Annotated in this window: 11 protein-coding genes; 6 read left to right on the top strand and 5 right to left on the bottom strand. The window is 55.4% G+C overall.

All coding sequences use genetic code 11. The features are described 5' to 3' along the window. Positions 1-671 (bottom strand): ribonuclease H-like domain-containing protein (locus tag OXH16_05960; GenBank protein MCY3680921.1); only part of this gene is annotated, 671 nt, incomplete at its 3' end. Between the two features lie 89 nt (positions 672-760). Here OXH16_05960 and OXH16_05955 point away from each other — a divergent pair. The 6 genes from OXH16_05955 to OXH16_05930 are packed head-to-tail and all read left to right on the top strand — an operon-like array spanning position 761 to position 7,648. Next, complete coding sequence (locus OXH16_05955; protein ID MCY3680920.1) at positions 761-2,668, top strand: ABC transporter substrate-binding protein; 1,908 nt, start codon at positions 761-763, stop codon at positions 2,666-2,668. 3 nt (positions 2,669-2,671) lie between these two features. Beyond that, entirely contained in the window at positions 2,672-3,670 is a 999-nt protein-coding gene (locus tag OXH16_05950; GenBank protein ID MCY3680919.1) for an ABC transporter permease, read from the top strand. Next, positions 3,663-4,805 carry an ABC transporter permease gene (locus tag OXH16_05945; GenBank protein ID MCY3680918.1) on the top strand — a complete coding sequence of 381 codons (1,143 nt, stop codon included), beginning with the start codon at positions 3,663-3,665 and terminating at the stop codon, positions 4,803-4,805. The genes OXH16_05950 and OXH16_05945 overlap by 8 nt, the downstream gene beginning before the upstream one ends. A gap of 3 nt (positions 4,806-4,808) precedes the next feature. Beyond that, positions 4,809-5,795: an ABC transporter ATP-binding protein gene (locus tag OXH16_05940; protein ID MCY3680917.1), complete on the top strand. Its 987-nt coding sequence runs from the start codon at positions 4,809-4,811 to the stop codon at positions 5,793-5,795. A 26-nt stretch (positions 5,796-5,821) separates the two neighbouring features. Further along, positions 5,822-6,826, top strand: coding sequence for a dipeptide ABC transporter ATP-binding protein (locus OXH16_05935; GenBank protein MCY3680916.1), 1,005 nt, complete (start codon positions 5,822-5,824; stop codon positions 6,824-6,826). Positions 6,827-6,835: 9 nt separating this feature from the next. Beyond that, positions 6,836-7,648 (top strand): phytanoyl-CoA dioxygenase family protein, encoded by an 813-nt coding sequence (locus OXH16_05930; GenBank protein ID MCY3680915.1) that lies wholly within the window; start codon positions 6,836-6,838, stop codon positions 7,646-7,648. On the opposite strand, the gene OXH16_05925 is transcribed toward OXH16_05930, so the two are convergent. The 4 genes from OXH16_05925 to OXH16_05910 form a co-directional block, all read right to left on the bottom strand. Further along, a complete protein-coding gene (locus tag OXH16_05925) occupies positions 7,626-7,913 on the bottom strand; it encodes a hypothetical protein (protein ID MCY3680914.1) in 288 nt (95 codons plus the stop codon). The genes OXH16_05930 and OXH16_05925 overlap by 23 nt on opposite strands. 8 nt (positions 7,914-7,921) lie before the next feature. After that, positions 7,922-8,800, bottom strand: a complete 879-nt coding sequence (locus OXH16_05920) for a phosphatidylglycerol lysyltransferase domain-containing protein (GenBank protein ID MCY3680913.1) — start codon at positions 8,798-8,800, stop codon at positions 7,922-7,924. Position 8,801: 1 nt separating this feature from the next. Further along, positions 8,802-9,782 (bottom strand): bis-aminopropyl spermidine synthase family protein, encoded by a 981-nt coding sequence (locus tag OXH16_05915; protein MCY3680912.1) that lies wholly within the window; start codon positions 9,780-9,782, stop codon positions 8,802-8,804. Between the two features lie 31 nt (positions 9,783-9,813). Beyond that, positions 9,814-10,005, bottom strand: a 192-nt coding sequence (locus OXH16_05910; protein ID MCY3680911.1) for a hypothetical protein, incomplete at its 5' end; no start/stop codon positions are given.

Raw genomic sequence — 10,005 nt, 5'->3', positions numbered from 1 at the left:
CCCACATGCAACATATCGATATGTGCTTGTCGCAGCCGGAACGGCACGCCCATAAACAAACACCGGTCGCGAATATAGGGCAAGTCATACGACTTGCCATTAAAGCTCACAACCACCGTTGACGCATCCAGCAAAGTCACAAAATGCGACAACAACGCAGCCTCTTCCGTATAATCCCGCGCCAGCAACTGCACAACGCGCAAATCGCCATCAAAATGCCCCAACACCCCAATCAAAAACAGCGGCGTACCAGCCGTCAACCCCGTCGTCTCAATATCGACATAAATCACATCTTCGGCGCGTGCATCAATCAAAGAATGAAATGTATCATACGGATCGTGCGGCACATTGCCCTCATGTAACGCGCAAATCGCGCGTTCGTATCGCGCGCCAAACTCGCGCCCACCACCGTGCAGAACCTCTTGAACAGCCTGATCAATCAGCAAAAATGTGCCTGCACGCGTATGAATCTCCTCGCCCTGTGCCACATCGTCCAGCGCGAGATGCAATCGCGCATCGGACGCAGTAGCCATCACGCGCAACGCATCGGAATCGGGCGCACGCCTCTCTTCAGGCTCTACTTGCCCCTCGGCTTCAGAAACCTCATCTGCGTGTTTCAAATCGCGGCGATTGAGCGCGGCGATGCGTCTTCTCATCTCATCAGAAATCATAAAAACAATATACTCGCACAACAGCCAATCCGTCAAGGTTATAGAAAATCCTCGCATGAAAGGAGCAGTTTATTTAAGTTAGAGCCCCTATGAAACGAACCTACTTCCTCATCCCCTTACTCTTCTGTGGCTGTCTCGCACCCGACCCAGGGCACCGTGCAAAAACCGGCGAAGCCGCACAATCCAACGCGGCGATTCGCGAAACGCGCGCACCCAGACAAATCGACCCGGAAATCCTGATCAACCGCACCTTTAATGAAGCCCCCATCCTCGCTGAAAAAGTCAAAAAAGGAGAACTTCCTCCCCTATCTGAACGCCTGCCCGAAAATCCACTCATCGTCGTCCCCATGGACACCATCGGACAATACGGTGGCGTCTTGCGGCGCGCACTCACAGGCGACATCATCCAAACCGCGGGCGTCAATAAAACACTGAGCGAAAACCTCATGGGATTTACGCGTCCCATGCCCGACAGCATCGTACACAACCTCGCGGAAAGTTTTGAATTTCACGACGAAGGCCGAACCGCAATCTTCAAAATCCGCAAAGGCATCAAATGGTCTGACGGCGTACCATTTACAGTTGACGACATACTGTTCTGGTACTACGACATGACCTTTGACGACAATGCCCGCCCCCACAACCAGCCCGTACCCCCTTCTGTGTGGGTCGTCGATGGCAAACCCATTGACCTGAAAAAAATCGACGACCACACCCTTAAAGTCTCGTCGTCCAAACCCCTCGGTCGCGTATTACACGCCCTGTGTTTAGACGTCATAGCACAGCCCAAACACCACCTATCACACCTGCATCCCCGTTATAGCCCCGAAGCGACCTATGAAGAATTTCGAGAACAAGCCACCAATGCCATGGTCATCATGAAACCCGGCATGCCGCGCCTATCCGCCTGGGTCCCCGTCGAATGGATTCGCGGGCAACGCATCGTCTATGCGCGCAACCCCTACTATTGGAAAGTCGATACAGCGGGCAACCAACTGCCCTATGCAGACCGCATCGAATTTACCGTCATCCAGGACCCCCAGGTTATCCTGCTCAAATTTGTCAACGGCGAACTCGACCTGTTTGGGCGCTACTCTCGCATCAACATGTTTCCCACCCTGCGCACCGAAGAAAAAAAGGGCAAATTCAAACTGCGGATCACCGGTCCAGACCGCGGCCCCGCATACTACCTCAACTGGGACACCCCAAAACCCGCCCTGCGAGAAGCCTTTCGCAACCGCGACGTACGCACAGCCCTGTCATACGCGATCAACCGCGAAGAAATCAACCAGATCGTCTATCACGGCCTCCTCGACCCCGCGGGCTACTCCTTCGCGCCCTCTAATCCGCACTATTCAGAAGCCGCCTATCGAAAATACGCCAAATTCGACCCCGACAAATCCCGCGACCTCCTCGACAAAGCCGGATACCGCGACACAGACGACGATGGTTGGCGGGAACTTAAAGACGGATCGCGTTTTGAACTCAACATCGACGTCGTCCCCGGCGTTGGCGTCGATGTCTCCGAACTCGTCTCCGAACACTGGCGCGACATAGGCATCAAAGCCAACCTGAACATTTCCCTGCGCGACATTGTATGGCCCCGCCGCCTCAACGGCGAATTTGACATTCACCACTGGGGCCTCGAAGGACCCGCAGATCCCTTAGGCCGCCTCAACGACTGGGCAATCATGGCACCCACTGTCCCCTTTTGGCACCGCAACGCCTCCAAAGAAGGTCCCGCGTGGTTGCACGAAGCCACAATGCGCATCAAAAAAGTATTGACAACCGTAGATCCCATAGCCGTTCATGAACACATGATAAAAGTGCGCGACCTCCACACCGACAACGTACCCGTCATCGTCGTCGGCTCCGCCTACTCTATATGGGGCGCCAGCACGCGACTGGGCAATGTCCCCATGCAGGGCAGCGCCGCCGACGTACACCGCGGCTGGGGTCGCCCCGTGTTTCACGAACAGATATTTATAAAACAATAGCCTATGACCAACTACATCATCCGCCGTCTATTGCACATGATCCCCACGCTGATCCTGATTTCAATGGTCAGCTTTGTGGTCATACAAGCGCCGCCGGGCGATATGCTCACCTCTCGCCTCGCCGAATTGGCCGAACAGGGCGAACTCGGATCCGAAAGCGCAATGGCGCAAATAGACGCCCTGCGCGAACGCTATGGCCTCAACGACCCGATCTATGTGCAATACATCCACTGGATCTGGAAAATCGTCAGCAAAGGCGACTTCGGGCAATCCTTCACTTACGAAATGGACGTGATGGAACTCCTGGCCGAACGACTGGGACTCACACTCACACTCACACTCTCCACATTGATCTTCACCTGGATCGTCGCCATACCCATTGGCATCTACTCTGCCACCCGGCAGTATTCGATAGGCGATTACGGCTTTACCTTTCTCGGATTCATCGGCCTGGCCACCCCGAACTTCTTGCTGGCTCTGGTCATCATGTTCATACAGGTCGCCGTCTTTGAAGCCGAATCCGTGGGCGGACTCCTCTCTCCCGAATACATCGGCGCTGCCTGGACATGGGCAAAATTCGTCGATCTCCTCAAACATATATGGGTACCCATAATCGTCATCGGCACGGGCAGCACAGCGGGCATCATCCGCATCATGCGCGGCAACCTGCTCGACATACTCGGCCAACAACACATTCAAACCGGTCGCGCCAAGGGCCTCAAAGAGGGCAGAGTCATCGTCAAATACGGCGTGCGCATCGCCATCAACCCCCTCGTCAGCCGCCTGGGCCTCGAACTGCCCAACCTGCTCTCTGGCGCCGTTGTCACCGGCATCGTACTCGGCCTGCCAACCGCCGGCCCCATTTTTCTCACAGCACTCACATCTCAAGACATGTATCTGGCAGGTGCATTCCTGCTCCTGGCCGCCACTTTCTTGCTCATCGGCAATTTATTAGCCGATATTCTCCTGGCATGGCTCGACCCGAGGATTCGCTATGAGTAGTATCGTCGAAACACCTCCAGACGAGCGCGAAGAAACCCTCGTCGAAGAAAACACAACCACCGCCACCTATTCACAGCGCCAGCTCATCTGGCGGCGTTTCAAAAAACACCGCGCTGGCGTCATCGGCGGATGCGTGGTCATCTTTCTCTACATCTGCGTCTTTCTGGGCGAATTCTTAGCGCCACACGACCCGGCGCACCGCTATTACAACTACGTACACCTGCCCGCCCAGCGCATCCACATATTCTCTCAAGACGGCATCCACTGGCCCTTTGTCTATGGCATCAAAAAATCTTTTGACCTGCAAACCGGTATCAAAACCTATACCGAAGACGCCTCTGTGCGCTACCCCGTGTACCCCTTTGTGCGAGGTGCCCAATACACATTCTACGGCCTCTTTACCACCGACATCCACCTGTTTGGCACCGGCAAAGGCAACCCGATGTTCCTCCTCGGCACCGACCGTTTCGGACGCGACATGCTCTCGCGCATCATCGCAGGGGGCCGCATCTCCCTCACCATTGGCCTCCTCGCCGTATTCATCAGCCTCACCCTCGGCTCTACACTCGGTGTGATCTCCGGCTATTACGGCGGCAATATCGACAACATCATCCAGCGCATCATCGAACTCATCTTTGCGTTTCCATCTATCCCCATCCTCATGGCCCTCAGCGCAATACTGCCGCCCGAATGGCCCTCGCATCTGGTCTTTATGGGCATTGTCACCGTACTCGCGCTCGTGGGATGGGGCGGGCTCGCCCGTGAAATACGCGGCAAAACCCTGTCCATCCGCGAATCCGACTTTGTACTGGCCGCCCGCGTGGCCGGCGCCAAAGATCGGCGCATCATTTTTCGACACCTGCTCCCGTCCATGTTCAGCCACATCATCGTCATTGCAACCCTCGCCATTCCCGGATTCATCCTCGGCGAGAGCACATTGAGTTTTCTCGGCCTGGGCATCAAACCCCCCATGACATCCTGGGGATTGCTCTTATCCGACGCCATGAACATTCACTCGCTCAGCCTCTATCCCTGGCTTCTCATCCCGGGTGTCTGCATCATCATCGCCGTCCTCGCCTTCAACTTCCTCGGCGATGGCCTGCGCGATGCAGCCGACCCGTATTCGAGCAGATAAAATATGACCCAACCGCTCTTAGACATACGCGACCTCAAAACCTATTTCCACACCGACGATGGCATCGTGCGCGCGGTCGATGGCGTATCCCTATCCATCGCGCCCGAAAAAACCCTCGGCGTAGTCGGCGAATCGGGCTGTGGAAAAAGCATCACCGCCTTTTCAACCATGCGCCTCATCCCGAGTCCCCCTGGCAAAATCGAACACGGGCAGATCCTCTTTCACAAAGCTCCCGAAAGCGATCCCATTGACCTGACACAACTCAACCCCAAAGGCGCGCAGATGCGCGACATTCGCGGGAATGACATCGCCATGATCTTTCAGGAGCCTATGACCTCTCTCAGCCCCGTACACACCGTGGGCAACCAAATTGCCGAGGCGATCCTGCTGCATCAGAACGCAGACAAAAAAGAAGCTCGTGAACGCGCCATCGATGCCCTCAACAAAGTGCGCCTGCCCCGTCCCGACCGTCAGGTCGATGCGTATCCCCACGAACTCTCAGGCGGCATGCGACAGCGCGCCATGATCGCAATGGCCCTCTCGTGCAACCCCAGCTTGCTCATCGCCGACGAACCCACGACAGCCCTCGATGTCACGGTCCAGGCTCAAATCCTGGACCTGATGCGCCATCTCCAATCCGACATCGGCATGGCGATCATGCTCATCACCCACGACCTCGGCGTCGTCGCCAGCATGGCCGATTACGTCGCAGTGATGTACCTGGGCAAAATCGTCGAATACTCCGACACGCGCACCGTCTTCAAAAATCCGCGCCATCCCTACACGAGGGGCCTTCTGAACTCTATTCCACAAGTAGGGCAAAAACGCCGCCTGGTACCCATCGAAGGCACAATCCCCGATCCCTTTGAAATCCCACAGGGCTGCGCCTTTGCCCCGCGGTGTCCGCATGCAATGGATAAATGCCGAGAAGAACCCCAACTCCTCGAAATCGAATCGGGCCACCGCGTCAGTTGCTGGCTGGAAAACTGACCGCCTCGCAAATGGAACCGGACATCATGTCAGAAAAAAACAATCAGCCCCTTCTGGAAGTTACCGGCCTCAAAACCCACTTTCCCATCAAAAAAGGCTTATGGCGAAAAGTCGTCGGCTATGTCAAAGCAGTAGATGGCTTAGACCTCACCCTGCACCGGGGCGAAACCCTCGGTCTGGTCGGAGAATCGGGCTGCGGGAAGACCACAACCGGGCGATCCATCATTCGCCTGATAGAACCCACCGACGGCGAAATCATCTTCCATCACAACGGCCAGCAACTCGACCTGCGCAACCTGGGCAAAGAACACATGCGTGACCTGCGGAGAGAACTGCAATACATCTTCCAGGACCCCTTCTCGTCGCTCAACCCGCGCATGACCGTCTTCGACATCGTGGCCGAACCCCTCATCATCAACCAGATCGCATCGGGATCTGAACTCGAAAACCGCGTCGAACAACTGCTCATCCGCGTGGGCTTGCGCCCCGATCACCTGCGGCGATATCCCCATGCCTTTTCAGGGGGACAGCGCCAGCGCATCGGCATTGCCCGCGCCCTCGCGCTCAACCCCAAACTCGTCATCGCAGACGAACCCGTCTCCGCTCTCGACGTATCCGTACAGGCTCAGGTCATCAACCTCCTCGAAGACCTCCAGGAAACCTTCGATCTCACCTACCTGTTCATCGCCCACGACCTCAGCGTCGTCGAACACATCTCCGATCGCGTTGCCGTAATGTACCTCGGTCAAATCATTGAAATCACCACATCCGAACGCCTCTATCAAAATCCCCTCCACCCCTACACTGCGGCCCTCCTATCCGCCGTTCCCGTCGCCGACCCCGACGATCGGCGCGAGCGCATCCCCCTCGAAGGCGATGTTCCAGACCCCGCCGACGCCCCACCCGGATGCAAATTTCACGTGCGCTGTCCATACGCACAGGACAAATGCAAAACAGAAGAACCCCGGCTCATAGAAATCGAACCGGGGCATCGGGCGAGTTGTCACTTTGCCGGTGAACTCACATTTTGAGAGAAAAAAATGTCCCCAACACAAGAACAACTCAACCTCTTTCACACCCGGGGTTACGCCATAGTCCCCGACATGTTCACCCGTCGCGAAATACGCGCCATGCGCGCTGAACTCGACCGCTTCAAACGCGACGGCCTCCTCCGCAATGTCGCCACCGACGGAGACGGGCAAACCCATTCACAAACGCAAATCAACCTGCAAATTTGTCCCATCACGCCCAAAAGCCCGTTTTACCGCGCCCTGCACTTTCACCCCAAAGTCCTCGCCCTTGTCGAGCAACTCATCGGCTCACCCTTTGTATTCTACCTCGACCAGATCTTTCTCAAACCCGGCAAACAGGGCATTGGCACGGACTGGCACCAGGACAACGCGTATTTCAAAATCAGCGATCCCGCCAAAGGCGTTGGCATGTGGGTTGCCCTTCACGATGCCAACATCGCCAACGGCACGTTACATATCGTACCCAACAGCCACCGCGAAATCTACGCCCATGACCGGGACCCCAATAGCGACCATCACATCCACTGCACAGTGCCCGAAGAAAGAGCCATCCCCATCGAATTGCCAGCCGGGGGTACTGTCTTCTTCAACTTCGGCATTGCACATCGCACACTTGCAAATACCACAGATAGAGAACGCGCGGGCCTTGCCCTGCACTTTTTGAACACCGACTATATTCCCAAAAACCTCAAAGCGACCCGACGCTATACCCACCTCACAGGTCCCCTTGCCACAGGAGGCGAAAAAGAATACGGCCTTTGTATTGCCAACACCTGGTCCAACGAAGTGGATCGCCTGCTCACTCCTGCGCCCTTGCCTTAATAACGCGTTTCACCTTATGAACCTCGCGCCAGAGTACCCGGATCTTACCCTGCGTCTCTGTGGTCACCACAATCTCTTCTTCATCTGCCCGCAACAAAATCCCTTGAAATGTCGTACCATCCCTGGTCTCTATCAACACAGAATCCCCCACCGAGACTTGCTCTGGAGAATGCACCACCTCGTAATAAACATAAGAAGAGGGCGATGTGGTCTCGCATCCACAAATCCACAGACCCAAAATTGCAACGAGTAGCAACCTGTTCATAACATGCCTCACAGGGGTACTGCTGAAAAAACCCGCCACTGATCCACAGGTCGAAATTTCTGCTTGAACTGCCGCAAACCCGATAAACCCAAATCCCCAGCGTCATTGACGCGGCGATAATCAGACAACGCGCCATAGACACGCCATCGCAAAAAATACGATAAATCGGGCAAATCGGGATTGGTCTTCGCAACAAAAAAATGCGCCAAATCGGACTGCATCTTTCCACTCAGGGCAAAAGCCTCAATCCGCCCCGCAACCTCCACACACCATCCCCACAACACATCTTCTGACCAAAAATGAAACTGATCGAGCGCTGCTCGCGTATATCCCCAGTCCAGCAAAAAGGGATGCCGCCGCCCCTGGCGCTGCCGCCAATACTTCAACAGCGCAAAACAATCCGGCACATCCCACACAGTCAAAGCGCGAAAACGGAACGCGTGGGCGCGCTCAAAACGGCGCACGCGCTTGCGCACATCTCTAAAACGCCGTCCTTTAGCCGCAGCAATCTGCGATGGATCGTAAACGTATTCCGCATCTTTATCGCGCAGCGCAAACCGCTCGGTATCTACGCATTTGGCATCACAGGCGTCTAACCACAAAATTTTCGGCAGACGACCACCCTGATGAGAGGCAAGTTTATCGACAACCCTCTTCAGCGTATCAGCATCACAGGGAACAGGTGGCACCAGCAAGTCAACACCTTCTGGACGCTTTACAAACAAACACGTACTCCCCGCAATTTCATCGACGCACACAATCCGATTGGGAGCGAGACTAAAAGCACAGAGAAAGGGCGGAAAATAACACCAGGCTCGTTTGTCTGCTCGCAAAAACACATCGCGCAAATACTCGCCATACGTGGGATCAATGGGATGCCCGGTCACCTTATCTCCGCCTTTTGCTATCAGCCGTGTACAGCGCCCCGCGATATGTGCCAGTCACAAGAGGCTGTGGCTTCCCGGTAGAAACAAGACGAATCATCTGACTGACCCCACCCAATACCTGGGCACCGACATATTCGTTAAAATCCGGTATGATTTCCACAGGCGCAAAGCCCATCTCGATCAATGAACCAATCGCCCGTACTGTCTCATCTGGTGAACGACGGCCAAAACTCACAAACCCCTGCTTACCCACCTCGGGCACCAGTGCATGAGCACCTCGCGAAACAAATAACGACAAACCGGACAACGTGTAGGGTGGATCGGTAAAAAACACATCCATTTGCCCGCACAGGTCAGAGGGAATATCTTCGCGCAAATCGCGTGCAATCACAGTGATAGGCAACCCTTCGCGTTCGCTGATTACACCGAGAAAATCAACGAGCCGCCCATCGCACTCCAACACCACCACCTGCCCGAGAACAATCTCCAAATGCTGCGCCAACAATCCCACCGCCACAGACGTCAGATCGTCGTCCCCCAGAACGAGCAGATTGCGCCCTTCGAGAGCATCGTGTTCGTACAAATACACGGCACGCCTTAAAACAGTTTCGGGCGTTGCATGGGACTGATCCAGTTTGACATCGACCTCTGGTCGCCTCTCAGCAATATCTGCAAAACGACCGCACACCTCTTTCAAAACCACAGGTATGGGAGGCGCGCCCGGACGCGCAAAGCGTTTGCGGCACGAAAGCCCCAACTCCGACTGCACAACACTCAGGCCCTTACCCGTGAGCGAAACCCCACCCTTTCGCGTCAAAATACCTCTCTTTTCCAATTCACCCCGCACAGCGGCAACCACCGGAACGGGCAAACCCACCTCCTGGGCGACATTGCGAATGGGAATCTGCTCAGCCATAAAAACCGTTCGCAGAATGCGACGCACACCCTCGGCACCTTCGGCCAGCCGCGCCTGGATTGCCACCTCGCGCAGCAAGTCAACGGGAAAATTTGACCTATGCCGTTTCGGAATCAGTGTTATCGCTGGCCTCCTCGCTCAAAACCTCGAGATCATCCTTCCGAGCAAGCAAATTTTCATCGTCCTTGCGATGTCTTAAAATCACATACATCAAACTCAGCCCTGACGCATAAGTCGCCTGGACATAAGCAAACACAATACCCGTAATCACAATAAGCATCACCCCGAG

The sequence above is a fragment of the Gemmatimonadota bacterium genome (assembly GCA_026705765.1).
Lineage (GTDB): Bacteria > Latescibacterota > UBA2968 > UBA2968 > UBA2968 > VXRD01.
The sequence above is the reverse complement of the archived record's forward strand: the minus strand, read 5'-3'. Positions and strand labels throughout refer to the sequence as shown.

What these genes read in the sequence shown, in the direction of transcription:
- OXH16_05955 (MCY3680920.1), top strand. Translation starts at nt 761, where the DNA reads ATGAAACGAACCTACTTCCTCATCCCCTTACTCTTCTGTGGCTGTCTC.
- OXH16_05950 (MCY3680919.1), top strand. Translation starts at nt 2,672, where the DNA reads ATGACCAACTACATCATCCGCCGTCTATTGCACATGATCCCCACGCTG.
- OXH16_05945 (MCY3680918.1), top strand. Translation starts at nt 3,663, where the DNA reads ATGAGTAGTATCGTCGAAACACCTCCAGACGAGCGCGAAGAAACCCTC.
- OXH16_05940 (MCY3680917.1), top strand. Translation starts at nt 4,809, where the DNA reads ATGACCCAACCGCTCTTAGACATACGCGACCTCAAAACCTATTTCCAC.
- OXH16_05935 (MCY3680916.1), top strand. Translation starts at nt 5,822, where the DNA reads ATGTCAGAAAAAAACAATCAGCCCCTTCTGGAAGTTACCGGCCTCAAA.
- OXH16_05930 (MCY3680915.1), top strand. Translation starts at nt 6,836, where the DNA reads ATGTCCCCAACACAAGAACAACTCAACCTCTTTCACACCCGGGGTTAC.
- OXH16_05925 (MCY3680914.1), bottom strand. Translation starts at nt 7,913, where the DNA reads ATGAACAGGTTGCTACTCGTTGCAATTTTGGGTCTGTGGATTTGTGGA.